The 25,319-nt window shown below is 33.9% G+C and carries 25 protein-coding genes; 14 read left to right on the plus strand and 11 right to left on the minus strand.

Features of this window, described 5'->3' with window-relative positions; genetic code table 11:
* Positions 1 to 193: 193 nt before the first annotated feature.
* From Q7I96_10725 to Q7I96_10750, 6 genes are all read left to right on the plus strand, one after another.
* Positions 194 to 484, plus strand: a complete 291-nt coding sequence (locus Q7I96_10725) for a 50S ribosomal protein L21e (GenBank protein ID MDO9628075.1) — start codon at positions 194 to 196, stop codon at positions 482 to 484.
* A gap of 5 nt (positions 485 to 489) precedes the next feature.
* A complete protein-coding gene (locus tag Q7I96_10730) occupies positions 490 to 825 on the plus strand; it encodes an RNA polymerase Rpb4 family protein (GenBank protein MDO9628076.1) in 336 nt (111 codons plus the stop codon).
* Positions 826 to 903: 78 nt separating this feature from the next.
* On the plus strand, positions 904 to 1,488 hold the full coding sequence (locus Q7I96_10735) for a DUF655 domain-containing protein (GenBank protein ID MDO9628077.1): 585 nt from the start codon (positions 904 to 906) through the stop codon (positions 1,486 to 1,488).
* Between the two features lie 121 nt (positions 1,489 to 1,609).
* A complete protein-coding gene (gene rsmA / locus Q7I96_10740; protein MDO9628078.1) occupies positions 1,610 to 2,485 on the plus strand; it encodes a 16S rRNA (adenine(1518)-N(6)/adenine(1519)-N(6))-dimethyltransferase RsmA in 876 nt (291 codons plus the stop codon).
* Positions 2,486 to 2,536: 51 nt separating this feature from the next.
* On the plus strand, positions 2,537 to 2,854 hold the full coding sequence (locus Q7I96_10745; protein ID MDO9628079.1) for a carboxymuconolactone decarboxylase family protein: 318 nt from the start codon (positions 2,537 to 2,539) through the stop codon (positions 2,852 to 2,854).
* A 49-nt stretch (positions 2,855 to 2,903) separates the two neighbouring features.
* Entirely contained in the window at positions 2,904 to 3,500 is a 597-nt protein-coding gene (locus tag Q7I96_10750; protein MDO9628080.1) for a class I SAM-dependent methyltransferase, read from the plus strand.
* 63 nt (positions 3,501 to 3,563) lie between these two features.
* On the opposite strand, the gene Q7I96_10755 is transcribed toward Q7I96_10750, so the two are convergent.
* The 5 genes from Q7I96_10755 to Q7I96_10775 form a co-directional block, all read right to left on the minus strand.
* On the minus strand, positions 3,564 to 4,388 hold the full coding sequence (locus Q7I96_10755) for a UDP-2,3-diacylglucosamine diphosphatase (GenBank protein ID MDO9628081.1): 825 nt from the start codon (positions 4,386 to 4,388) through the stop codon (positions 3,564 to 3,566).
* Positions 4,389 to 4,597: 209 nt separating this feature from the next.
* The gene (locus Q7I96_10760) at positions 4,598 to 5,563 is read right to left on the minus strand and encodes a tetratricopeptide repeat protein (GenBank protein ID MDO9628082.1); all 966 of its coding nucleotides are present in this window, start codon (positions 5,561 to 5,563) and stop codon (positions 4,598 to 4,600) included.
* Positions 5,564 to 5,679: 116 nt separating this feature from the next.
* Positions 5,680 to 6,654: a tetratricopeptide repeat protein gene (locus Q7I96_10765; GenBank protein MDO9628083.1), complete on the minus strand. Its 975-nt coding sequence runs from the start codon at positions 6,652 to 6,654 to the stop codon at positions 5,680 to 5,682.
* A 355-nt stretch (positions 6,655 to 7,009) separates the two neighbouring features.
* Positions 7,010 to 7,678, minus strand: coding sequence for a tetratricopeptide repeat protein (locus tag Q7I96_10770; GenBank protein MDO9628084.1), 669 nt, complete (start codon positions 7,676 to 7,678; stop codon positions 7,010 to 7,012).
* Positions 7,679 to 7,821: 143 nt separating this feature from the next.
* A complete protein-coding gene (locus tag Q7I96_10775; GenBank protein MDO9628085.1) occupies positions 7,822 to 8,466 on the minus strand; it encodes a CFI-box-CTERM domain-containing protein in 645 nt (214 codons plus the stop codon).
* 466 nt (positions 8,467 to 8,932) lie between these two features.
* On the opposite strand from Q7I96_10775, the gene Q7I96_10780 reads away from it, so the two are divergent.
* Positions 8,933 to 11,131, plus strand: a complete 2,199-nt coding sequence (locus Q7I96_10780) for a PAS domain S-box protein (GenBank protein MDO9628086.1) — start codon at positions 8,933 to 8,935, stop codon at positions 11,129 to 11,131.
* 13 nt (positions 11,132 to 11,144) lie between these two features.
* Here Q7I96_10780 and dapF read toward each other — a convergent pair whose 3' ends face one another.
* Both dapF and lysA read right to left on the minus strand, forming a co-directional pair.
* Entirely contained in the window at positions 11,145 to 12,017 is an 873-nt protein-coding gene (gene dapF / locus Q7I96_10785) for a diaminopimelate epimerase (protein ID MDO9628087.1), read from the minus strand.
* Between the two features lie 59 nt (positions 12,018 to 12,076).
* Positions 12,077 to 13,363: a diaminopimelate decarboxylase gene (lysA, locus tag Q7I96_10790; GenBank protein MDO9628088.1), complete on the minus strand. Its 1,287-nt coding sequence runs from the start codon at positions 13,361 to 13,363 to the stop codon at positions 12,077 to 12,079.
* A gap of 649 nt (positions 13,364 to 14,012) precedes the next feature.
* Between lysA and Q7I96_10795 the strand changes: the two genes are divergently transcribed.
* Positions 14,013 to 14,414: an NUDIX domain-containing protein gene (locus Q7I96_10795; GenBank protein ID MDO9628089.1), complete on the plus strand. Its 402-nt coding sequence runs from the start codon at positions 14,013 to 14,015 to the stop codon at positions 14,412 to 14,414.
* Between the two features lie 148 nt (positions 14,415 to 14,562).
* Here Q7I96_10795 and Q7I96_10800 read toward each other — a convergent pair whose 3' ends face one another.
* Positions 14,563 to 15,738: an acetylornithine transaminase gene (locus tag Q7I96_10800; GenBank protein MDO9628090.1), complete on the minus strand. Its 1,176-nt coding sequence runs from the start codon at positions 15,736 to 15,738 to the stop codon at positions 14,563 to 14,565.
* A gap of 411 nt (positions 15,739 to 16,149) precedes the next feature.
* Between Q7I96_10800 and Q7I96_10805 the strand changes: the two genes are divergently transcribed.
* The gene (locus Q7I96_10805) at positions 16,150 to 16,575 is read left to right on the plus strand and encodes a peptidylprolyl isomerase (GenBank protein MDO9628091.1); all 426 of its coding nucleotides are present in this window, start codon (positions 16,150 to 16,152) and stop codon (positions 16,573 to 16,575) included.
* 322 nt (positions 16,576 to 16,897) lie between these two features.
* On the opposite strand, the gene Q7I96_10810 is transcribed toward Q7I96_10805, so the two are convergent.
* Entirely contained in the window at positions 16,898 to 17,449 is a 552-nt protein-coding gene (locus Q7I96_10810) for a GAF domain-containing protein (protein MDO9628092.1), read from the minus strand.
* 360 nt (positions 17,450 to 17,809) lie between these two features.
* Here Q7I96_10810 and Q7I96_10815 point away from each other — a divergent pair, with 360 nt between their 5' ends.
* Positions 17,810 to 19,525 (plus strand): ATP-binding protein, encoded by a 1,716-nt coding sequence (locus Q7I96_10815; protein MDO9628093.1) that lies wholly within the window; start codon positions 17,810 to 17,812, stop codon positions 19,523 to 19,525.
* A gap of 58 nt (positions 19,526 to 19,583) precedes the next feature.
* A complete protein-coding gene (locus Q7I96_10820; GenBank protein MDO9628094.1) occupies positions 19,584 to 20,054 on the plus strand; it encodes a sensor histidine kinase in 471 nt (156 codons plus the stop codon).
* Here Q7I96_10820 and Q7I96_10825 read toward each other — a convergent pair whose 3' ends face one another.
* Both Q7I96_10825 and Q7I96_10830 read right to left on the minus strand, forming a co-directional pair.
* Positions 20,055 to 21,026 carry a DNA glycosylase gene (locus tag Q7I96_10825; GenBank protein MDO9628095.1) on the minus strand — a complete coding sequence of 324 codons (972 nt, stop codon included), beginning with the start codon at positions 21,024 to 21,026 and terminating at the stop codon, positions 20,055 to 20,057. It lies immediately after the preceding gene.
* A gap of 122 nt (positions 21,027 to 21,148) precedes the next feature.
* Complete coding sequence (locus Q7I96_10830; protein MDO9628096.1) at positions 21,149 to 21,862, minus strand: GAP family protein; 714 nt, start codon at positions 21,860 to 21,862, stop codon at positions 21,149 to 21,151.
* 385 nt (positions 21,863 to 22,247) lie between these two features.
* Here Q7I96_10830 and Q7I96_10835 point away from each other — a divergent pair, with 385 nt between their 5' ends.
* The 3 genes from Q7I96_10835 (at position 22,248) to Q7I96_10845 (ending at position 25,306) form a co-directional block, all read left to right on the plus strand.
* The gene (locus Q7I96_10835; protein MDO9628097.1) at positions 22,248 to 22,577 is read left to right on the plus strand and encodes a rhodanese-like domain-containing protein; all 330 of its coding nucleotides are present in this window, start codon (positions 22,248 to 22,250) and stop codon (positions 22,575 to 22,577) included.
* 95 nt (positions 22,578 to 22,672) lie between these two features.
* Positions 22,673 to 24,535: an FAD-binding protein gene (locus Q7I96_10840; protein MDO9628098.1), complete on the plus strand. Its 1,863-nt coding sequence runs from the start codon at positions 22,673 to 22,675 to the stop codon at positions 24,533 to 24,535.
* Positions 24,536 to 25,306 (plus strand): succinate dehydrogenase/fumarate reductase iron-sulfur subunit, encoded by a 771-nt coding sequence (locus Q7I96_10845; protein ID MDO9628099.1) that lies wholly within the window; start codon positions 24,536 to 24,538, stop codon positions 25,304 to 25,306.
* The last annotated feature ends 13 nt before the right edge of the window (positions 25,307 to 25,319 follow it).

Here is a 25,319-nt window from a genome sequence, read left to right on the forward strand (position 1 = left end):
AAATATCCTATTCTAATAGGTATGGATGATAATTTACAAAATTAAATAATTTGATTATCTGGATTTTCTCTAATTATTAATAGTAATTATGCAAATTTGAGAAACATAAGCAGCCTATTTAGTGATATCTGCTGTTATCACAATTTTATTAATGTTTACCGGCCTTAGGCCATTATGGAGGTTTTAAATTATGGTGCAAAGATCAAGAGGTTTTAGAAGCAAAACAAGACATAAACTTCAATTAACTAAAAGACCAGGGCGATCCAACCCTATAACTAAAAAGATTCAAAGATTTGATGCAGACGATTTAGTCCACATCATTATCGACCCAAGCGTTCAAAAAGGTCAACCACACCCAAGATTCCACGGCAAAACCGCTAAAGTAGTGGAAAGTCGAGGAAGAGCTTACATCGTCTCTTTAAACGATGGTAACAAGGCTAAAAAACTTATTGTGCGACCAGAACACTTGAAAATACAAGAGTGATTCCCATGATAGGGAAAAAGGTTTTGGAGACCGAACCGATCTCCGTTGCCGAGGTCAAAGATATATTAGAAGGATTTGCCCAGGAGCATGAGCTCAATTACGAGCAGAACATTAGTCTAGATCATGTAATCAAATTCTCCAAATTAGAATTAGAAGAATCTAATAAACTAATCGGAGAATTAGAAGAAGTGGTCAAGAAGAAATATGCTATTAAAATAACTGATATGTTGCCTGAAGACCTGGCAGACCTTAGATTACTTTTTGCCAAAGAAAGGGTCCCTATTAAAAGTGAGGATCTTGAGCAAATCCTGAAAATAGTTGAAAAATACCGGACTGAATAATTGACTAAATAACAATCAGTTTTTGGTCCTCGTTCTTTTTATAAAGAACTAAATAACCCCTTTGCAGTTGTGATTGCCATGGAAGATTACGCGATTATTCTTGATTATCTACCCCTGGGTTATATCCGGGAAGGTCATTCGACATTTAAAAGAAAACCCGTGGCCCAGGCCATAGGCAAGACAGAATTTACTCTTCTAGAACTTTCTCCTAAACCTGATGAAGATATAGAAATTCATGAAGATGTTTATATCGGTTCTGGTAAAAGAGAAAAAGTTTCCCGTGTGAATCGCAGATTAAAGCATGAAGATTTAACTGCAACCTCCCGTGTGGAATTGCAATACGTCATCGAAGAGATTATACACGCTGAAGAAGAAAAATACGTCCATTTTTTCAATGACTCAGGACCCATAAGCACTCGACTTCACCAGTTAGAACTGTTACCTGGTATTGGTAAAAAGCACATGTGGGATATTATTAAGGCTCGGGAAGATAAACCTTTTGAAAGCTTTGATGATATTAAAAGTAGGGTTCCCATGCTATCTGATCCTACTAAACTTCTGGTAAAAAGGGTTCTTATTGAACTTGATGCTGAACCCGCCACTAGAGGGAAAAAAAAATATATATTGTTCACTAGACCCCCAACCAGGCGAAAGCAAATCTAAATTATTTTTTTATTTTAATTTATATTTTAAATTATTTCAGATTAAATTTTATTTTAATAATTATAATATATTCCACAATATTCTAAATTTTAAATTTTAAATGCTAATTGGAAGATAAAAAATGTCCCTTAATGAAAACGGATCAGGGACTATTTCTCTGGCCCAAGAAACTAAACAGGTTTTACAGCAACATGAAATCCGTTTAAATCGAAAATTAGGTCAAAACTATCTTATTGACGATTTTAAAAGAAAAAAGATACTTAATTTTGCCAGTTTAAATTCTAATGATGTTGTGCTGGAAATAGGCCCGGGTATTGGGACTTTAACTATTCCTATGGCCAAGCAGGCCAAAAAAGTAGTGGGCATTGAACAGGATCCTAGAATAGCGCGCATATTAAAAGAGCGCGTGGAAGAAGAAGGCTTGGCAAATGTAGAAGTTATGGAAGCAGATGCTTTAAAAGTTGATTTTCCCTATTTTAATAAAATTGTTTCTAATTTGCCTTATCAAATCTCATCCCCCATTACTTTCAAGTTTTTAGAGTATGATTTTGATCTGGCAGTTTTAATGTATCAAAAGGAGTTTGCTCAGCGCATGAATGCACCGGTGGGAAGTAAGCATTATTCCCGCTTATCAGTAATGATGCATTTTAAGGCCCAGGTGAAAATAGTGGATAATGTCTCGGCCCAATCATTTGTACCCCCACCAAAAGTGGATTCTGCCGTGGTAAAAATGATACCTCTGAAAAATATAGAAACAGATGACTTTTTTGCTTCTGTTTGTCGGGCCCTATTCCAGCACCGTAGAAAGAAATCTTCTAAATCTCTGAGAGAGTCTTTCCATGAAATAGGGAATTTTAAAAAGGAAGAAGTTAAAGAAATTTTAGGTGAATTAGATTCTAAAATGGAAAATAATTTTCTAGAAGAAAGAGTTTTTAAATTATCTCCCGAGAAGATTTTAGAAATATCTACGAACTTAAAAGAATTATTAAATAAATGAAATAATAACCATTTTTATTCATTAATAGTTCAGAATAGCGGAGATAAGTACATGAGTGAAAATTCCTATCAACTTTTTAAAGAAGAACTACCATCTTTATTTGAAAATTTCAACCAGTTAGTTAAGGCTCAAAAAGATCTTCCAGGTCTTGATCCTAAAACCAAGCAACTAGTGAATATTGCCATACAAACTGCACATAAAAACCTCGATGGAGTTAAAATCCACACAGCCATGGCCCGAAAAATGGGTGCTAGCTGGGAAGAAGTAAAGGGTGCTGTAGCATTAAATCTTCACTTATCCGGACTGGGAAGTATTTTAGATTGCCTTCCTGCTGCTAAAGAAGGATTTGAAATGGAATTAGAATTTTGATACATATATTTAAGTCTATTTAATTCCAGGCCAATTGTGAGAATTTAAAATGCCAGACTATAACCATGTAAAATTTGAAACCTGCAAACAGGTTTATGCCCCAGCAGAAGATACATTTCTTCTAGTTGACAATTTAATAGTACATAAAAGAGATCTTGTATTAGAAATAGGGACTGGAACTGGCCTAGTGGCATTGAATGCTTCTAAAACCGCTTCTAAAGTAGTGGCCACCGATATTAATCCCCATGCCATAAAATGTGCCCAGACCAATGCTTTGCTTAATGAGGTAGAAAATATGGATATTCGCCAGGGAGATCTTTTTCAACCGGTGCAAGGTGAAAAGTTCGACCTAATCTTATTTAATACTCCATATCTACCTAGTACAGAAGATGAAATTATAGGTGATGAGTTGGATGCTGCCTGGGACGGTGGCGTAGATGGACGGCGGGTGATTGATCTCTTTTTAAATGAAGTTAGAAATTACTTAAATAATAAAGGAATAGTACAGCTGGTACAGTCTTCCCTTTCTAATAATGAAAAAACTTGTCAAAAATTGGAAAATATGGGTTTTAAAGTAGAAATAAGTGCCAGCGAACGATTTTTCTTTGAAGAAATAGTAGTTATAAGTGGTTTTCTCAAAGAATAGTAAATTTGTAATAGTAAGTGTTAATCTTTCTAAAAATATATTTTCCCAAAAAATAAAATTAATTTATTCTGTAGGTGGGCAAGAAGAAATTTCCGCATCACCTGGAAAATTTTTAAGGGCCATTTTACCATCCAAAATCTCTAAATAGCTATTTTTACCATCCATCCAGGCCCCAGTATTCACCACATCATTGGAAATACAGGGTTTATGTGTGTGTCCAAAAATTAGCTTTTCTTCTGGATCCATTCCCAAATACATACAGCGCGCTGCCTTTGAATTAGCCAGATCCCATAGTTTTTCCACATTCCTTTCTGAGTTAGAGGGATGTTTTAAAAGAATTTCCGGGACTTTTTCCAGGAGATCTTTAACCTTTCCAGAGATACTGCTGCCTGCTTGAATAACATCCCACAATTCACTGGATGCTTTACCACTTAAGTCCCCGCTTAGACCCATATTCTTAGAAAAGGTCTCATAAATATCAATACTCATAACTTCAGAAAAAGAAAAGACTTCTAATTCATATCCATGAATAAAATAGAAGTTTTCGCCTCCATCTTCCAATCGAAGGGATTTAGAAACTACAAACGGGCCGTAAAAGTACTGGTTCCCATCCTGAATTCCATATCTCTGAGCCAGAGAATAGAGATAATAATCGTGATTTCCAATAATGTAATTTACTTCCTGAATATTAAGAGAAGAGATTTTAGAGAGTATTTCCTTATTATTTTTAATTATGTTAATATTGTCCTCTCTCCAAAAGTCAAAAACATCCCCCACTAAAACTAAGCGACTTATTTCTCCGGGATTATAACCATCTAAAAAGTTTAAAAAATCTTCTTTGTCTGCTTTTTCATATCCCAAGTGCAAGTCTGATACTGCTATAATCATAATTTTCACCCCATATTATATTAATTAAAGAAGATTATAAAATTTGTTTATCAACAAAGTAATTTTGATAAAAAACAAATGAGTTATCATCAAAAAATTGAAGTAGAAATCTATGATAAAAATAAAACAATAAAAAGAGCTTTCTCTAAAAAAAGATGTATTTAATATTCTTATTGAAAAAAAAGATTAAAGAAAAAAATTTAATTAAATTAATTGTCTTTTAATTCCCCTATTTCCCTCAAAGCATCTTCATTATCTGGTGAAATTTCTAAGGCCTTCTCAAAACATTTTAATGCTTCTTCTTCATTTTCAGAACCTTTATAAACCACTCCCAAATTCATATAAGCAGCTTCGTATTCTGGATAAAGAGCTATGGCCTTTTCCAATGATTCTATGGCATCATCGTTATTTCCCATACTGGCCAGAACACATCCCTGATAATTCCAGGCCTCGGGTTGTTCACTATCCAGTTCAATAGCTTTTTTAAATGATTCCAAAGCTTCTTCACCTTTTTGCATGAGGAATAAAACATTGGCCCGGTAGAAATGAGCTTTGTAATTGTTCCCATCCACTTCAATTAAGCGGTTCAGGCATTTCAGGGACTCATCATATCGACCCATATCCGCCAGAGTAGTTCCTAAATTATAAATAGCTGGTAAATAAGTGTTATCAATTCTTAAAACTTCTTCAAATGATTTTAAGGCATCTTGATCGTTCTGGAGAATGCTGTAAATAACTCCTTTATCATTCCAGGCTTCCAAGAAATCATTGCTGATATTTAGTGCCTTATTCAGGTATTCAAGTGCGGTTTCATATTCTCCCAGGTTAAAGTAGCAGCGAGAGAGATAATAATTTGCCCATTCACTTTCATCTATTTTTAAAGCCTTTTCAAAGGATTCGATAGCTAAAGGAAAATTTTCTATGTAATACAAGGTCAAGCCCTGACCATAAAGAGCAGAAGCGGTGTTCTGAATTTTTAAAGCCTTCTCAAATGATTTCAGTGCTTCATCATATTTTTCGACATTGCCTAGCGCATACCCCAGTTCACTGTAGGCCTCTTGAAAATCAGGATCAATTTCTATGGATTTTTGAAATGATTTAATTGCTTCTTCATGATTTTCTGATTCTGAATATTTTTTTCCTTCTTCAAAGAATGTTTTAGACTTATCTGACAAGATATCTCCTCTTAAATTGATTAATATTATTTAAATTTTATTTAAATTAGATTATTGTTATTATTTAATTCCAATCGTTTCTTTTTAGGTACTTTAGTAAAAAATTGGACTATTACTTAATCCCAATCATCTTTTAAGCTGTCTTTATAAAAAAGTGCTTCCTCATTATCTGGTTCAATTTCCAGGACTTTTTCAAAGGATTCTAAGGCCAGATCATCTTTACCCAAATCCAGGTAAACATTTCCCAGATTTAAATAAGGTGCCGAATAATCATTATTCAATTTAATGGCCTCTTTTAATGATTCAAGGGCTTCGTGATTTTGACCCAGGCTAAACTGTACATAGCCCAAATAATTCCACAATTCTTTCTGTTCATTGTCTATTTTAAGAGCTTTTTTAAAGTATTCTACTGCTTCTTCTTCTTTCTCCAGGAAGTAAAGAACATTACCCTTGTAAAAGAGTGCCTTGAAGTTTTCTGGATCGATTTCTATGGTCCGGTTTAAATATCCCAAAGCATCCTCATAATTACCACTATCAGCTAGAGTGGAACCTAGATTATAAATAGCTGTTTCATAGTAATTATCAATCCCCAATACCTGTTCAAAGCATTCTATGGCCCGTTCATCCTGTCCCATTATGCTATAGGCCACACCCAAGTCATTCCATGCCTCAACAAAGTCAGGATCCATGGAAAGAGAGATTTCAAAAGAATTAACTGCGTTTTCATAATCCCCTAAAATAAGGTGGCAATCGCCCTTATAGTACCAGATATCCTCATTTTCCCCAATCTCCAGGGCCTGTAAAAATGAATCTAGAGATTTTTCATAATCTTCTAATAAGAAAAGGGAAAGTCCCTGACCAAATAGGCCGGGAAATGAGTTTTGTATTTTTAAAGCATTGTTAAATGATTTTAAGGCCTCTTCATAGATTTCCATAGTTCCTAAAATGTATCCCAGTTCCAGTTGGGCCTCCATACAGAAAGGATCTGCATCTACAGCTTCACGGAAATAATTCATGGCCTCCTGGGGCTTTCCATAGGTTAATAATTCTATTCCCTTTTGATAAAGTTTTTTAGCTTGATTATTGGTCAATTTATTTCTCCTTATGATTATATGGTAAATTTTATGTGTAAATGATATTTTTGAAATAAAAAGTGTAAATTTCACTGGTTTGAAAATAAAGTTTCAGCAAAATAAGATAATAGTAAGGTCTCTATTTTATTATATTAAAACTTATAATGATATAAATAAATTAATATATTAAGTAATCAAGTTCATCTAAAATTACAATTAATTAAAATAACCCCACGATATGAATTTAATTTCTATTAAATACTATTAAAATAGTTATCAACAAAAAATAAGAATAGAGAATTATTTAATTAAATATTTTAATAGATAAAAAAGGATAGGGTGTCCTGAAATATTTAAATCTCATTAATTTATTCTATTTTTTTAAAATTTTCTCCATATTTAAAATAGAAATTTCATCACCAGGATTTAGTTCCAAGGCCTTTTGAAAACACTTTAATGCTTTTTCATTATCTTCCAGCCCCATCCAGGATACTCCCTGGTAGGAATAAGGCAAATAGTAATCCGGATCCATTTCAATAGCTTTATTTGCAGACTTTAAGGCATCTTCAAATTTTGAGAGGGAATTTAAGCAGTTTCCCATTTCACACCACGATTGAACATCATCCACATTGATTTCCAGATGTTTTTCAAAAAAGGGAATGGCTTGATCACATTCATCTAGCCCTAAATAGTTGTATGCTCGAGCATAATAAGTAATTTCTTCTTCAAAGCCTTTTTCAATGGCCATATCAAAGTAATCATTTGATTCTTTAAATTGTTCTAAATCAGAAAGTGCATTGGCCTTAAGATAATATAATGATCCTATATCTGGATTTTCTTCTATCTGGCTTTCAATATATTCTAAAGATTCATCCAATGATTTTAATTCAGTGATAGCAAATGATTTATAGGCAATGGCGTTTTCAAAGATAGGGTCCATATTTAAGGCCTTTTCAAAGAATTCTAATGATTTATCGTATTTTTCCTCGTCAAACAGGTCTAATCCCTGGTCAAAGTAGTTCCATTTTTCTTGGTCTTTCATGGTTTTTCTCCTGATTTTAATTGTTTGTCCTTTTTGGTAAGTTTTTTTTTCTAAATATAATTTAAATATACAAATATTCTTAAAAATAATTTTAAATAAAATAAATCCTATCTAAATATATAATAAATACTTGATTCCGCGATCTAATACCTATTTTGTCGGTTAATATATTTTAAAAGATTGTTTAAACATTTCTTAGTGTAATTAGATAATTTAGAATGATTTTCTAAATAGCCAGCAACTGGAGGGCTGGTATGGTAATAAATTTCAACCAAAATTCGGCCCCAGATTCTTTTAAGAAGGTAATAGTCCCTGAAATTCCTTAAACTAATCACTTCTGGAGCATTAAAATCTCCGTAGGCCGCAGTGGCAATAAAGCATTTGTTTTTGAATCTTTCTTCCCTCACTTTTCCGTCTTCACGATTCATTTTCAACATATGATGCTCATTTTCTTCCATTAGTTGACAACCTTGTTCCATTAAATTAAGCATGAATTCCAGGTGCTTTTGATCCTTATCATGACAGTAATTAAGCAGTTCCATTATGGCCGAGCGATAGTTGGTCAATGCTAGAATAATTCCCGGGTGAGCCATTCTAAATTCCCAAGGTGGGTCCATGCGCTCCATATATTTTATTATACTGCTCATTTTTTTATAGTGCATGGTCAGATCTTTTTCTTGACATATTTTAAGCCCCATTTCCGAATCATTTTTTCTTAAAATATCTAAAAAACCGTCTATGATTATCTGGGCCTCTGTGATCTTGTTCTGTATTTTAATTTCATACATCTAGAAGAACCCCTATTAAATGGTTATTAATTAATTTCAAAATTATTTTAGACAATTAGTACCTTTTTACATCCCATCTATTATAATCACATAATCGTGCTATAAAATTAATTTACTATTCATTTAATCTATTTATTATAATCTATTTTTCGAAATTTATTCTTAATATATAAGTTTGACTTTAGAGATTAATTTATAAATATTTATATTAACTTCTTATCAATTATTATTTATCGCAAATAAGAAATAATGAATAAAAAATAATTTTAATTCTTTATTTCACCTTAGAGGTGGTTTTATTACAGATAATCCCTTTGATCTTGAAGATGCACATCAAGAAATAAATAAACTAAAAGACAGAGTTTATAATCTTCAATTAAGGGAGCGACAATCTCGTGAAGCTCTGGTAGGGACTGAAGAGAGAATAAAAAAAATTTTAGAAAGTACCAGTGATGGATTCTTATCCATAAATGCTGAAATGAGAGTTGTTTATTTTAATAGTGCTGCTGAGGAGATTTTAAAAAGAGGTCGGCACGAAATCATGGGAATGGACATTTTTGAAGCATTCCCCCGAATAAAAGGATCTTTTTTTGAAGAAAAATATTATGAATCAATTGAAAGCGAAAGAAAAGTTTGTTTTGATGCTTATTTTGGAGAGCCCCCCCATGAAACATGGTATTATTTCAGAATAATCCCTAATTCCAATGAAATTTCCATATTTTTAAGAAATATAACTAAAGAGAAAAAAACAGAGCAGATACTATCCCAAGAAAAGGAAAAATATCATCTATTGGCAGATAATGCTACGGAGATAATATGTACTCATGACTATGAGGGAATATGTACCTATATCTCCCCCTATATCAAAAAACTCCTGGGATACTCTTCAGAGGAATTAACAGGTAAAAACGTGTATAATATAATACCTCCCTCTGAACGAGATTTAATTAAGCAAAAACAAAAATATCTTTGTTTTAAAAACAAAATAGTTAGTTTTGAACATAGATTAATAAAAAAAGATGGTAGTTACTTGTGGGTTGAATCCAAAACCAATTCAGTTATGGATTCAAATGGCGAATTTCAGTATTTTATTGTAACTACTCGAGATTTAAGTCATCACAAAAAGACTGAGAAACATTTAAATGAAACCGAACATTACTATAGAACTATTTTTGAAAACACGGGAACCGCATCAGTTATTATTGAAAAAGATAAAACGATTTCTCTGGTTAATTCTGAATTCGCAAAGCTTTATGGGCTTCCCAAAGAGGAAATTGAAGGCAAATTAAAGTGTACCTCATTTGTACATCCCAGTTACCAGAAAATAATGGGCCGTTATCAATCTCAGAGATTTTTGGATCCAGATTCCGTTCCCAGGAACTATGAATTCAAGTTTTTAGACTATGAACAGGAATCTAAAGACGTTTTTACGACCGCCAGTATAATTCCTGGTGCTCAAAAATCATTACTCTCCCTAATAGATGTGAGTGAACGAAACCGTGCTAATAATCGACTTAAATGGGAATTAAAAGTCAATGAATCTTTAAATAAAATTTATGCACCATTAATTTCTTCCCAAACCAGCTTGGAAGATATTGCATATGTTATTTTGGCCCAGGCCATGGAATTAACGGATAGTACATCTGGTTTTGTAAGCGAGATAATTCCTGAAACTAAAAACATGCTGATTCTTTCTATGATGCCACCTGTTCCCGATAACTATTATTTTTCCAAACCAATTATCCGAACCGGTGAAAATGAGAAGGGTAGTTTAATGAGCCACAGCTTTAATAAAAACGAGGGTTTTTTTACTAATAATGCATCTCACCACCCTTTATTTAAAAATATCAAAGGCCACCTAAATATCAATAGATTTCTTTCAGTTCCTGTTTTAAATGATGGAATAAATGTAGGTCAAATTGCAGTTTCCAATTCTAAAAAAGATTACACCCAAAATGATGTGGAAGCCTTGGAAAGGCTGGCTGATTTTTACACCCTTGCCTTGCAAAAAGTTGGAAATGAAAACAAAATCCTGGAGTCTTTAGAGGAGAAGAAAGTACTTCTAAGGGAAATTCACCACCGGGTTAAAAATAATCTACAGATAATTTCCAGTTTATTGAATCTACAAAGCCAGTATATTGAAGATGATGTAACTCACGATGTTTTAATTGGAAGCCAGAATCGTGTACGATCTATGGCCCTGATTCACGAGAAATTATATGGCTCCATCAGTTTAAATCATATTGATTTCGGAGAATACGTAAAAAACCTTTCAGAAAGCCTTATAAATAGCTATATCGAAATTCCAGGTAATGTGAAAATACACATTGATATTAAAAATGTTTATTTGAATATAGAAACAGCTATTCCCTGCGGATTAATGATAAATGAATTAATATCCAACAGCCTAAAGCACGGTTTTAAAGAGTCTAAAGGAAACATAAAAATAAAAATGGCTCCTAAAAACGAAGAATATATTTTAAAAATTTGTGATGATGGTGTAGGTTTCCCCGAAGAAATTGATTTCAGAAATACTGAAACTTTGGGAATGCAATTAATAAATAGTCTGGTTAAGCAGCTTGATGGTGAGATAAAACTGGTTAAAAATTCAGGCTCTTGTTTTATTATTAATTTTAAAGAGTTGTGCTATAAAAAAAGAATTTAATGGTTAAGTCGATTTAAACATCCATAACCATTATTCCATCAAATACTAAAACAGCATCTCCTTCCATGAAGGCCCCTAATTCGTTTTCTTCAGAATAAACATCAATTTGGAGTTCTCCACCAGGTAAGTGCACCAGTACGCTTTCTGCTAATTTTTCCAGTTTATTACCTGCAATGACACAAGAAGTAGCTCCAGTACCACAGGCCAAAGTAGGGCCTGCTCCTCGTTCCCAAGTAGCCATAATTATTTCTTTAGTAGAAACCACTTCTACAAAGTGCACATTGGTTCTTTGGGGAAATGATGGATGATTCTCAATGGCCGGGCCCCATTTATCAAGGTCAATTTCACCAGCATTATCTACAAATATAACGGCATGAGGATTTCCCACACTTAAAGCTGTCATCTGCATGGGTTGTCCTTCTACCTTGAGTAATTTATCTACAAATTCATCTTCTGCTACATCCATAGGTATTTCACTAGTTTTAAAGGTGGCTTTACCCATGTTAACCCTGCAAGATTCAACTTTCCCATTCGAAAGAGTCATCTCAACCGTTTTAATTCCGGCTAGGGTTTCTACATCCATTTTTTCCTTGCGAATAATCCCATTATCATAAACAAACTTGGAAAAACATCTTATACCATTTCCACACATCTCAGCTTCACTACCATCGGCATTGAATATACGGAATTTTATATCTCCTTCTCCCGTAGCAGGTGCTACAAATATTGCTCCATCAGCACCTACTGAGAATCCTCTGCGGCATAATTCCACCACAAGTTCGCTTTTTTTATCTTCACTAACACATTCACTCTCAATCTCATCAATTACCACGTAATCGTTTCCTAGACCGTGCATTTTAGAAAATAAAATGTTAACTTTACTCATTTTATAATCTCCCTATAATCTCCAATACGTCAATAATATTATCCCCATATTTTATGAATTTATTTTAAAAGTCTTGCAGGAAGGATTTGTTTATTTAAAACATCAGCCATAGATTCTCGTTCCCTTATTAAATCCATTTCACCATCTTTTACCAGTACTTCTGCTGGCCTTGGCCGTGAATTATATTGAGAAGCCATGGAAAAGGCATAGGCCCCGGCATTCATAATAGCGATTATATCTCCTTCTTCTATCTCTGGAAGAGTTCTATCTCTGGCAAAAAGGTCTCCTGATTCACATACATTTCCAGCAACGTCTATTTCTTCCACTGCTTCTGCTTGAGGTTTGTTAGCCACCACAATGTGGTGATAGGAACCATACATGGCCGGACGCAGCAAAGTATTGAATCCTGCATCTACTCCTACAAATTTACGATAACTCTGTTTTATCGTGTTTACTTTAGCCAGTAAGTAAGATGCATCGCCTACTATATACCTTCCAGGTTCTATACACATGGTTGGTTTTCCCAGATTGTATTGAGCCAATTTTTCCTTGAATAAATCCGTGATTTCTTTGGCAAAGGTTTCAATGTCCAGTATATCCTCTTCAGGAGTATAAGGAATTCCCAGTCCCCCACCAAAGTCTATAAATTCAAATTTAACTCCAGCATTCTCTGCAATATCACCTGCAATATCCATGAGAGTGGTTACTGCTAATTTGAATGGTTCTGGATCCAGAATACCGGATCCAATGTGAGTATGTATACCTACCGGATCAAATCCAAGCTCTTTAGCTAATTTATATACTTCCACAGCTTCTTTTTCCATTATTCCAAATTTACTCATTTCTCCACCAGTGATACAATGCTCATGGTGGCCAGCCCCGACCATAGGATTTACCCGGAAAGATATTTTAAAACCTTTAGGATCCACGATTTTGGCCAGTCTTTTAAGCTGAGAAACAGAATCCACATTTAATCTAACACCACTTTCTATGGCAAACTCCATTTCTTCATCTTTTACATTGTTTCCAGTGTAAAGGATTCTTTGAGGATCAAATCCCGTGAGTGAAGAAGTATAAATTTCTCCAGGAGATACTGCATCTATGCCACTACCTTCTTGTTCTAAAATACGCAGCACAGAAAGGTTGGTATTGGCTTTGCAGGCGTAAAATATTTGAAAATCATCATAATGCTTGGAAAAAGCCTCGTAAACTCGACGGTAATTTTCTCGCACTTTATTCTCATCTATAACATATAAAGGAGTTCCATACTCCCGGACAATCTCTGTAGCGTCGGCACCGCCAATACTTAGATTGCCTTTTTCGCTAATTTCTAAATCGAAAACCATCTATAAATCCTCCAAATAAACTTAAGTTAACATCAACTTTCTATTTTTCATTTTATTTAAATTTATAAATCAATTAAATGAATATTTAGATGACTTAAATAGAGTAATGAAGAAAGGTTATTATACATAAAACGCATCTAATGGATCTTAAAAATAAAATAGCATTACCAAATAATGCTAAAAAAATGGAAAAAGAAAAATATTAAAATAAGTAACTAAATTAAAGCATTATTTCTTCTTTAGGGAACCTTATTTTTGCTGATGGTTCTTCTAGAGTATTATCCTAAAACAATGAGTTTCGTGGGCACAATATTCTGAGGCAGTTCTCCAAGATATAGTCTATTTTATCTTCCTTGATTTTCTTTTAACTGAATGCTCTGGCCGCAAATCTTTTCTCCACTAATTCTGCAAACTCCATAATTACGCTTCTTTGCATATATTTATTATTTTTAAAGTATAAATTATTTAAAAAAATATAAAATATTTGAAATCAATATGAATCATCATAAATAAGCCCGAAAAGAAAATAAATGATATGTATAAATAAAATTAATTAGTGGACAATGGATTAAAAAATATGACATTTAATAGGGATTTATAATTAAAAAGCATCATTTTCCATTTAATAATGAGAATTCAGGAGAATAAAATGACAGATAAACCATTTGGACTGGTAGTTAGAGCCATAATAAAAGATTCTGATAACAATATTCTTATTTTAAAACGTGCCCCAGATTCTCGAAGTAATCCTCAGTGCTGGGAACTTCCAGGAGGTAAAGTAGAACCAGGAGAATCTTTTGATAAGGCCATGATAAGAGAAATCAAAGAAGAAACCAATTTAGATATCACCCTGAATCGTGCAGTAGGTATAGCTCAGCAGGATCTTCCCCACATACATTCCGTGCATGTAATAATGACTGTAGAAGTGAATTCTGGAGATTTAAAAATCAGTGACGAACACACTGAATTTAAATGGAGAAGTTTAGACAAAATAAAGACTCTAAAGTTATCTAACTGGTTTGAAAGCTTTTTAGATGAAAAAGATATTTAATTAATTTATATTAATTAGGAATTTTATCTACTTTAATCTATTTTTTTGAATTATCTATAAAACCTATTAATAACAGCCGAAAAATCTAAAATAAGAATTAAAAATAGAAAATTAAAATAAAAATTGAAGAATAAATGTTTTTGTGATTTTAAGATATTTTAGCCAGAGCCGCATCCAAAACCTTTACCACTACATCTAATTGTTCTTTAGTAATTATTAGAGGTGGTAACAATCGAACAACCGTATCTGCAGTACAATTTACTAGAACGCCTTGTTTTCGAGCCGCAGTAACCACATCTCCACAACTTTTTGTGAGTTCTATGCCTATCATTAGGCCTTTACCCCGTACTTCTTTTACTATTTCATATTTAGAAGCCATCTGTTCTAGATTTGCTTTAAGGTAAGCCCCTAATTCTTGAGATTGATGAACCAGATTTTCATCCAGTATAACTTCAATGGCTGCCTTAGCAGCAGCACAACCTAATGGATTTCCACCAAAGGTTGATCCATGGTCTCCTGGTTCAAATGCAGTAGCAATTCGCTCATTAGCTAGTACAGCACCAATTGGGTATCCGCCGCCCATGGCCTTAGCTATAGTGGTTATATCCGGCTCCACTCCAAATAAAGTGGAAGCAAACATTTCCCCAGTACGGCCAAATCCAGTCTGGATTTCATCCATAATCAGTAAAACATCTCGCTGGCGGCAAATATTTTGTACATTTTGCAAGTAACCTTCTGGAGGTACAATTACTCCCCCTTCACCTTGAATAGGTTCCAGTATAATTGCTGCAGTATCCTCAGTTATGACTTCAACCATGGCCTGTATATCACCATAGGGGACGTGTTTAAATCCCCCAGGAAGTGGTTTAAATGGTTCCTTATATTTGTCCTGACCAGTAGCAGTTACTGTGGCCAGAGTACGTCCGTGAAAAGAATTATCAGTGGATATGATCTCGCCTTTTCCCGTGTATTTTCGGGCCAATTTTATGGCTCCCTCATTGGCCTCGGCACCACTATTGGCAAAGAATACTCTGTCATGGGGAGATACTTGTGTAAGTAACTTGGCTAATTCTACCTGTTCCTGAGTGTAGTAAACATTAGAACAGTGAATCATTCTCTGGGCCTGGTGACATATAGCCAAAGCCACTTTAGGGTGGGCATGGCCTACATTGTTCACTGCCACTCCTGCAAAACAGTCAAGATAGGATTTTCCTTCCACATCCCATACCTCAGCTCCTTTTCCATGAGAAAGGGCCAGAGGTTGGCGACCGTAAGTTTGCATGACGAATTTTTTATCTAAATCCATGATCTCCTGAGTATTCATCATATCACCTGATATTCTTAATTAAAAACTAATTATAAATGGTATTGCCCTATTTATTGTTAAATAATCGGTTAATAAAACTTAAGCATGGATTTAAATCATCAATGCTTATAATTAATGCTAATGCACTTTATTAGTTAATCCCATTATATTAATTAGGAAGTAGTCACAAATTTTTAAATACCATTTGTAACCGGCAATTTTATATTTAGTTGGTTTCGCTTATTAATAAGTGCTGCTATAATTTTCTTCGTAGTATTATCCATAACTTATTAAAAATAGTGAAAATAAGCAATCTCTATAAATTATGAAAATAATTTAAAAATAATAAATGTCCAGACATACAACATATTCTAAAATATATTAATTAACATATTTTTAAACAAATATAATCTGAATCAGGTGAATAAAATGAAAAAAGCTGTTATTGAAACTAAAAAAGGAAATATTGAACTGGTTATGTTTGAAGAAGACGCTCCAAATACTGTGGCCAATTTTGAAGAACTAGCTAATAAAGGATTTTATGACGGATTAACTTTCCACCGAGTACTCCCAGATTTCGTAATCCAAGGAGGATGTCCTAAAGGAAACGGTACAGGAGGCCCAGGATACACCATCAAATGTGAAATAAATGAAAATAAGCATGTTAGAGGTGCTATGTCCATGGCCCACGCTGGTAAAGACACTGGAGGAAGCCAGTTCTTTATAACTCACTCCCCACAACCACACCTAGACGGAGTACACACCGTATTTGGTAAAGTGACCAATGGGATGAGTGTAGTCAATTCCATTCAGGAAAAAGATGTTATGGAAAAAGTAAGGGTTATTGAAGAATAATCTATATTTATTATTTATTTTTTAATATCAAATTTTAATTCAAATTTTAATTCATACTCAGTTTTTAGTGTATTTACTATAGAAAAGGGGAAATTATATGAATAAAAATCAGAAAACGAAACTAATTCAAGTAGTTGTAATTATGCTAGTTTTTTTGCTTGCCATGGGAATTATGCTGTTCTTCCTTTTCGTTTAAATTCTTGAATTATCTAGATTTTAATAAAAGTAAGCAAAATAACAGTAAAGTACTATTAATTAAATTAATTTTTTAGTTATTAATTAATATAAACTAATTAATATAAAATATAAAGAAATACAATATTTACCTCATATTAATTTTTCCCAGACAATATTGCTCTAAAACCGTGGCATAAACATTAGCTATTTCTTCAGTGATTTCCAGGTGATATTGAGAATAATTTTCCTCTGGATTGGCCACTACAATCTGTCCCAGAATTTCATCCTCATTTTTAACTGCCACTGAAAGAAATTGGCTCACTGGTTCATGTCCTAACGGCAATCCATGTGCTGCCGGGTGATTTTTAGGATTATGGGTAAAAAATGATTTTCCAGTATCCAGAGAATAACCTAGAAGGCCACCGTAAGTTCCATCCTTTCGGATTTTAAATCTTGCTTCCCCTAAATCTGCATAGTACTGGCACCCCTTGGTTAGGTGAGAAAACGAAATACCTACACTGTCTTTATTTTCTGGATCAACAAAAGCCACATAACAATTTTTACTTTTTGTAAGGGCCCTGGTTTCTTCATATACAACATCTGAAATTTCTTTCAAAGAATAGTCATCCAGCATGCCTAAAATTTTATTTTTAGCATTTTCCAGATTATTTTCTGTAGAATTTTCATTATTCAACATTGTAAATTCTCCATAATATAATTAAAAGTTTTTAAATTCTTTTAAAGACATATTAAATCAATTTTCATCATTGAAAATCGATTATCCTCCAGATTATCATGATAAATAACTAGTCTTATTTTTTTATCATGATTATATTTAAACTTATGAATATATTGTCAATAAACTAATAATAAATTAATTGTTTCTACTTTATTTCTAAATTATATTCTAATTTTTCAGTTTAATTCAATACTGTGTTTTAATTCTTAAATTATTATAAATAGTTTCAAAAAAGCATTTAATCTAATTAAATTGGAGATTATGAGCAAATATAAGTATTATCTGATGCATAATTTAATATGAATAAGGTCGGTTAACATGTCCGATGCAAAAAATACTTCCCTCAAGCTAAAATCAATTTCCGAGCTAATTAGCTTAATTATAATCACTTTTGGTATTCTAGTCATTTTAGGTTGGGCTTTCAACATTAATATTTTATTAAGTCCAGGTGATGGTTTTTCTACCATTAAAGCCAATGCAGGATTGGGTTTTGTTTTAATTGGTTTTGCACTATACTTACTACAAGATAAAAGGAATAATAAATCAAATAAGCAATTATCACAGTTATTATCAGTTATAGTATTTCTAATTGGTTTTTTAACGCTTTTTGAATATTTATCTGGAATTAATTTATTTATAGACCAAATATTATTTAAAGAAGCGCCCGGAGCATTTTTAGCATCAAGTCCCAACCGTATGGCATTTTCAGCATCCATAGGATTGACTTTGGCCGGATTAAGTGCTATTTTTATTGATTACGAGACTAAAAGTGGGCATCGACCAGGACAGTATTTACTGTTAATATTGGGGTCCATGGCCATAATGGCACTCTTGGGATTTGCCTATAATGTTTCATACCTTTATAAAATCCCTTCATTTACTGGAATAGCCATATATGCTGCTAGTGCATTTTTAATTTTATTTTTAGGATTTATATTCGCCCGACCAGATAAAGGCATCATGCAGACATTCAATAGCGACCTTTTAGGAAGTAAAAATGCGTTAAGAATCCTTTTACCACCCATATTACTCACGCTAATTGTGGGATGGTTGCTGGTCCAGGGCAGAAATTATGGATTATATAAGGGGCCATTTGCCATTTCTTTATTTGCCCTTTCCACCATTATTTTAACCTTCATCTTAACCTGGCAAAACACTAAGGTATTGAATAAAACCGATCTAAAAATTCAAAAAGCCCACCAAGAAGTAGAAAATTCCAGAGATAATTTAGAATTAGAAGTAGAAAAGAGAACTTTAGAATTGATACAATTAAATAAAAATCTTCAAAAAGAGATTAATGAAAGAAAAAAATATGAAAAAATACTTGATCAAAAATTAAATGAGTTAAAACGCTCCAATACTGAATTAGAACAGTTCGCATATATTGCTTCTCATGACTTGCAAGAACCATTAAGAATGGTTTCCAGCTATTTGCAGTTGATTGAACGCCGATATTTAGACAAACTGGATGAAGATGGGCATGAATTCATGGCATTTGCTGTTGATGGTGCTAATCGAATGCAAAAGATGATTAATGATCTTTTAGTTTATTCTAGGGTAACTACTCGAGGGAAAGAATTTGAATTCATTGATATGGACGAAATTTTAGATAAAGTCTTGAAAAATCTGGAAGTAAGTATTAATGAAAACCATACTCAGATAAACTATGAAAAACTGCCTAAAATTAAAGCCGACCCTTCACAAATGTCTCAGATATTTCAAAATTTAATTGGCAATAGTATTAGATTCAAAAGGCAAGAAAATCCAGTTATTAATATAAATTCCGATGAAAATGAAGACGAATGGATTTTTACGGTGCAAGATAATGGAATTGGAATTGATCCAGAATACTCAGAAAAAATATTTGAAGTGTTTAAACGGCTGCATGGTAAAGACAAGTATCCTGGAACTGGAATTGGACTGGCCATATCTAAAAAAATTGTAGAACGGCATGGTGGGAGTATTTGGGTGGAATCTGAATTGGATAAAGGATCTAAATTTATTTTTACTATTCCAAAAAATCCGGAGGATTGAAAATGATAAATAGTAAACCTATAGAAATATTACTGGTAGAAGACAATCCTGGCGATCCATTTCCCTAGTGCATGAAAAGCTCTATCGCTCATCAGATATAGCTCAAGTAGAAATGTCAAGCTATACACAGCATTTAGTGGATGATCTGGTGCGGAATTATGGAAGGCATGATTTAGATATTTTCGTGGATATAGCAGAAGTTAAAGTAGGGATAGATACCGCCATACCATGTGGATTGATAATTAATGAACTGGTGAGTAACAGTCTTAAGCACGCATTTCCCGACAATAAACTTGGTGAAATTCGGATTAAATTTAATAAAAATGCATCAAATGAATTTGAATTGGTTATACAAGACAATGGAGTAGGTATTTCTCCAGAAATCGACTTAAAACATTCAGAAACTCTCGGCCTAGAACTGGTATCCAGCCTTATAAACCAGCTAGATGGAAGTCTACAAATGCAAAAAAGCCCTGGTGCCACATTTAAGATTAAATTCCAGGAAATAAAATACAGTAAGAGAATATAATCAACTTTTAGATGGTTTTAATTTATCCAAAAGTCCAGATTTACGGGCATAGTGGAATAAATACAACTGAGTGTAACCTGCATATTCACCAAACTGATCCATGCCAAATTCCCGTATTTTAGGAACCGAAATATCTTTTCCATCAAAATATAGGTGACAAATTATTCTTTTTATCCATACATCCACTGGAAATGCTTCCCCCATACCAAAACCATACAGTAAAATACAATCGGCCACTTTAGGGCCTACACCAGGCAGTTCTAGAATGGTTTCAAATGCATTTTCATAACTCATCTTAGCCAATTTATCTAGTTTTATTTCGTTTTGAATCATTTCAGCTGCTTTAATGATGTATTTGGCCCTATAACCCACACCACAAGATTGAAGATTGTTAGTAAATTCAAAATCTTCAGAAAGGTGATCTTCACATCTCTGCATCTCTTCCAGGTCGTGTTCCGGTAATTGAGAGATTATTTTTGATGAAGGAAAAGTATAGAATTTTTCAAGGCCAGGTGAATACTCTTGGCCCCATTTACTCTTTATATCTCTAATGGAACGGCTCCATCTCACAATGGAACAGTTGGCCGAGGATATTGATGAAATTATACATTCAAATGGATCATGAGCCATGAATAATCTCATTCCACCGCAGAATTCAATGGTAGGTTTCAAATTAGGATCCTCTCTTAAAAAATCGTAGAAATGATTTAAATCAAAATCAAGATCGAATATATGGTTAATCTCTTGTTTTATAGCGGCTTCTGAAATTTTATTAGGCGATTCCGTATTAATTATTAATGAATCATCCCTTTCAGCCACTTTTAAAAGACATGGTTTATTATCAATTAAAACTAGTTCCTGAAAAACCCCATTTTTCTCACCCCATGCTGGTTGAGAAGTTTGGCCACTATTGATAGTTAATGAAAGATTACAGGGGCCTTTGAGTTCATTGGGATTAAGTATGAATTCCATAATTAATAATTCATTTTAATATTATATCAAATTAATGAAGAATAAATTAAAATAAATAATTTATAATTTTGTTATAATTAGGTTTGAGTTATTATAAACATATTAAGAATTTTTACTTGTTATCAGGTTACTCCTATACGAGAAAGACCATTATAAATGACCAATCCCCCAATAAATAGTAAAAACGCTGCCATGACCAAATTAGTGTGCTTAAAAAGCCAATGGTTCAGGGGTTGAGTAACTCTTTGGGCAGTTTTAGGGAACACCAAGAAGAAGAATAGAGGAACTTCCACCACGATTAAAGTGATGATGGTTAAGACAGCTACTGCACCTATATCCGCCCAAAGTCCTGCTTTAGCAATTCCAATTTGTCTTCCAGCGGCTAAAACAAATATAGCTGTACTAAAATTAATTAAAAAGGTTAAAAGACCAACTGTGAAATATCGACGGAACTGGGCAAATTTACTTGCTTTTTTATCAATCTTAAGGTACTCGAATAAAGAGCTATTTCTTTTATTTCCTTTAGAAAAAGCACTTCTTAACCCCAATAGAACTAAAATAGCACCTAAAAATATGTCAATGGATGCTATGGTGGCCGGGTCGGCATGACCCGTATTTTGGAGAGCATTTCCCATTAAAAATCCGATTAATACCGTTAATAAAAGTACGAATATCGCTCCCAAATAAAAAGAGAATCCTGAAAGCTTGGGATTATCCGTAATAGACACCATAATCAAGAAAACGGACAATGCCGTGGGACTAACTGCTGCAGCCCAGGATAAGGGCATAATTATGGCCATGAGATTTGGATCTATTATATTATTCAACCCCTGCATGCAATTTAGCATTACTCAAATTAGAATATGAATTTTAATTATAATTTGAAATTAGAAGTTTAAAGAATTTACTAAAACTCTAATTTAATCACCTAGTAGGATTTTAAGATTATAACTTAGGAATTTAAACTAATAATAGTATGTTTTAGAAGATATTTAATATTTTGTTAATAAAATTGTAGTAAATTAAGAAAATTTTTATTGCCCCATCAGTCATGCATTGCCAGTGTAAAAATAATTTTTAAACAGAGATAAACGAGCTGTTCATGTCCCCAAACCATATAATACTCCTTTTTTTCAAAAATAGTTTCAAACCATCACAAGCAAAAAAATTACTAATGATGAAAAACATAATATAATTAAGATTTTTAAAAGAGTTTTTATCATGTCTCATTTTACAACCATAGACCCTAAAGATGCACTTAAATTAATGGAAGAAGATTCTGAAATTAGTATCGTGGATATAAGGCCTCATGTTGACTTTCAACAAGAACACATACCCCATGCCCAGAATCTAGATTATGACGGCCATCATTTCCAGGAAAAAGTGGAAAAACTGGATAAAAATAAGAGTTACGTAATTTATTGTAAATCTGGAGTAAGAGGAGAGTATTTTATGGGAAAAATGCGAGAATCCGGCTTTTCAAAGGTTTATAACATTTTAGGTGGCTTTGTGGCCTGGAAAGTCAGCAATTTACCCCTGACAGATGATTGAATTGAAATACCACTATTTTTAATATTAATCTAATTTTTTAATATATTTTACCATACGATAATTTTGATTTTTAATTAAAAATAGGAGATGGTGAATTGGACATTAAACCCCTGGAAAAAGAAAAAATATCCTATTCTGAATTAGAAGAATTAGAAAAAGAATGTCCTTCGCAGGAAAAAGAAAAAAAGAACGGTATTTCAAGCTTAGATGATGAAAAAGATATTATTTCTAAGAATATTTTGTCCGATATTCATCAATATGATGTTATTATAATAGGCGGCGGCCTTACTGGACTTAGAGCTGCACTGCAAGTGTCTAATGCTCAGCTAAAAGTGGCCATAATCAGTAAAGTTCATCCCCTGCGTTCTCATTCTGTGGCTGCACAGGGTGGAATGAATGCTTCCCTGGCCAATGTTCCTGGTGAAAACGAAACCGTGGATAACTGGAAAATTCACGCCTATGACACGGTAAAAGGATCTGACTATCTGGCCGATCAGGACGCCGTGGAAATAATGTGTCGAGAGGCCCCCTCAACAGTTATTGAATTGGAACACATGGGAACTGCTTGGTCACGCTTAGAAAATGGTAAAATTGCTCAGCGGCCATTTGGGGGAGCTGGTTTTCCAAGAACATGTTATGCTGCAGATAGAACCGGGCATAATGCGCTCCATACCTTGTATGAACAAGTCATATCAATAGATATTCCTATATATGAAGATTTTTTTGTAACTTCACTAGTAACTGAAAATGAGTATTGTGTGGGTTGCACTGCCCTGGAAATTCGTACTGGGAAAGTTCATGGCTTCCAGGCATCAGCTGTGCTTATGGCCACCGGAGGGTTTGGTAGATTATTTAATAGTTCCACCAATGCCCTTATAAATACAGGTGATGGACAATCATTAGCCTTAAATGCTGGAGTATCCTTAAAAGATATGGAATTTATCCAATTCCACCCTACCACACTATATGGAACAAATATTTTGATAACCGAAGGGGCCCGTGGTGAAGGAGGCATTCTTATTAATAAAAATGGGGAGCGTTTCGTGGAGAATTATGCTCCTAATTCATTGGATCTGGCGCCTCGAGATGTGGTGGCCCGAACCATAGACATCGAGATTGCTGAGGGAAGAGGATTTAAAGGAGGATATGTTCATTTGGATCTGCGCCATCTGGGTGAGGAACTTATAAAAGAGCGTTTACCAGGTATAAGGCAAATATCTATTGATTTTGCTGGAGTGGACCCAATTAATGAACCAATACCAATCCAGCCAGGGCAGCATTATTCCATGGGAGGAATTGATGCAGATAAAGATGGGAAAACATCTCTTAAAGGATTTTATGCAGCAGGTGAATGTGCATGTATAAGTGTCCATGGAGCCAACCGATTGGGAGGCAATTCACTATTAGAAACTGTTGTTTTTGGGCGACTGGTGGGTGATGCAATAATAGAAGAAATTTCTAAAGGCCCAAACAAAGAACAGGAAAATCTGGAACCCCTGAAAAAGGCCATTACGAAAATAGATAGTAAACTAAAAAATATATTATCTAGAAAGACCAGTGAAAATCAGTTCAAAATTAAAGAGTCCTTAAATAAGACTATGTCCAGTAAATTCGGAATATTTCGTGACCGAGTAGTAATGGAAAAAGGCATCTTAGAGATAGAAGAAATTAAAAAGAAATTATCACAGGTCAAAATAGATAATAAAGAACTGGCCTTGAACCAGGCAATTATCCGTTTATTAGAGCTAGAATATCTGGTTCAACTGGCAGAAACCGTGGCATTTGCTGCCATGAAACGAGAAGAAAGTCGTGGTTCCCATGCCAGAACAGATTATCCTTCACGTGATGATAAAAAATTCCTTAAACATACCCTTACCTCTTTACAAAATAAAAAAATTTCAGTTTCCTATAAGCCGGTTGTTCTAGGTATGTTTAAACCCCAGGAGCGTGTTTACTAAATGAAATTAAAAGTATTCCGTTATCATGAAGGAATGGGTGCTCCCCATTACGATATGTTTTCTTTGGAAGAAGAACCTGGTATGGCAGTTCTTAGAGCATTATTTCATATTCAAGAACAATTTGATGATTCTCTGGCCTTTCAGTACTCTTGCCGGGGCGCGGTCTGTGGTGCTTGTGCCATGCTCATTAATAAGGTTCCCAGGCTGGCCTGTAGGACCCAGGTGGCATCTCTCTTAAAAGGAGAACAGCAAATCGCTTTGTCACCTTATCCTGCACTGGAAGAAAAAGTGGGCTGGGACCCCTCCCAGGAAGTTCTGGTGGAACCACTTCCCCATTTTCCAGTTGTTAAAGATCTTATTGTAGATCGGAATGCTTTTTTTAAATCCTACAAATTCGTGGAACCGGTTCTTAAAACAGTATCTATGCCAACAAAAGAACATCTCATGGATCCTTCTGATTTGCCAGATCTGGAACTTTATACCAATTGTATTCTCTGTGCTGCCTGTTATGGAGCCTGTCCAGTTGATGGAGAAAATAGAGATTATTTAGGTCCAGCTGCTCTAGCCAAGCTTTATAGATTCCATATTGATCCCCGTGACGCAGATAATAGGCGTCTGGCAAAAGCAGATATTCCTGATGGCTGGTGGGCCTGTGATTTCCATGGAAACTGCTGCCAGGTTTGCCCTAAAGGAGTTCCCCCTATTATGGCTATAGGGCAGTCACAGACGGAATTAATGGAAAAAAAAGAAAAATCGGAGGATAAAAAATAATTTTATTCTCAGA

It is taken from the genome of Methanobacteriaceae archaeon, from assembly GCA_030656015.1.
In the GTDB taxonomy this organism is placed as follows: domain Archaea; phylum Methanobacteriota; class Methanobacteria; order Methanobacteriales; family Methanobacteriaceae; genus UBA349.

Excerpts from the sequence above, each read along its gene's own strand:
- Q7I96_10730 (MDO9628076.1), top strand. The coding sequence starts at position 490 with ATGATAGGGAAAAAGGTTTTGGAGACCGAACCGATCTCCGTTGCCGAG.
- Q7I96_10735 (MDO9628077.1), top strand. The coding sequence starts at position 904 with ATGGAAGATTACGCGATTATTCTTGATTATCTACCCCTGGGTTATATC.
- rsmA (MDO9628078.1), top strand. The coding sequence starts at position 1,610 with ATGTCCCTTAATGAAAACGGATCAGGGACTATTTCTCTGGCCCAAGAA.
- Q7I96_10745 (MDO9628079.1), top strand. The coding sequence starts at position 2,537 with ATGAGTGAAAATTCCTATCAACTTTTTAAAGAAGAACTACCATCTTTA.
- Q7I96_10750 (MDO9628080.1), top strand. The coding sequence starts at position 2,904 with ATGCCAGACTATAACCATGTAAAATTTGAAACCTGCAAACAGGTTTAT.
- Q7I96_10755 (MDO9628081.1), bottom strand. The coding sequence starts at position 4,388 with ATGATTATAGCAGTATCAGACTTGCACTTGGGATATGAAAAAGCAGAC.
- Q7I96_10770 (MDO9628084.1), bottom strand. The coding sequence starts at position 7,678 with ATGAAAGACCAAGAAAAATGGAACTACTTTGACCAGGGATTAGACCTG.
- Q7I96_10775 (MDO9628085.1), bottom strand. The coding sequence starts at position 8,466 with ATGTATGAAATTAAAATACAGAACAAGATCACAGAGGCCCAGATAATC.
- dapF (MDO9628087.1), bottom strand. The coding sequence starts at position 12,017 with ATGAGTAAAGTTAACATTTTATTTTCTAAAATGCACGGTCTAGGAAAC.
- lysA (MDO9628088.1), bottom strand. The coding sequence starts at position 13,363 with ATGGTTTTCGATTTAGAAATTAGCGAAAAAGGCAATCTAAGTATTGGC.
- Q7I96_10795 (MDO9628089.1), top strand. The coding sequence starts at position 14,013 with ATGACAGATAAACCATTTGGACTGGTAGTTAGAGCCATAATAAAAGAT.
- Q7I96_10800 (MDO9628090.1), bottom strand. The coding sequence starts at position 15,738 with ATGAATACTCAGGAGATCATGGATTTAGATAAAAAATTCGTCATGCAA.
- Q7I96_10805 (MDO9628091.1), top strand. The coding sequence starts at position 16,150 with ATGAAAAAAGCTGTTATTGAAACTAAAAAAGGAAATATTGAACTGGTT.
- Q7I96_10810 (MDO9628092.1), bottom strand. The coding sequence starts at position 17,449 with ATGTTGAATAATGAAAATTCTACAGAAAATAATCTGGAAAATGCTAAA.
- Q7I96_10815 (MDO9628093.1), top strand. The coding sequence starts at position 17,810 with ATGTCCGATGCAAAAAATACTTCCCTCAAGCTAAAATCAATTTCCGAG.
- Q7I96_10825 (MDO9628095.1), bottom strand. The coding sequence starts at position 21,026 with ATGGAATTCATACTTAATCCCAATGAACTCAAAGGCCCCTGTAATCTT.
- Q7I96_10830 (MDO9628096.1), bottom strand. The coding sequence starts at position 21,862 with ATGCAGGGGTTGAATAATATAATAGATCCAAATCTCATGGCCATAATT.
- Q7I96_10835 (MDO9628097.1), top strand. The coding sequence starts at position 22,248 with ATGTCTCATTTTACAACCATAGACCCTAAAGATGCACTTAAATTAATG.
- Q7I96_10845 (MDO9628099.1), top strand. The coding sequence starts at position 24,536 with ATGAAATTAAAAGTATTCCGTTATCATGAAGGAATGGGTGCTCCCCAT.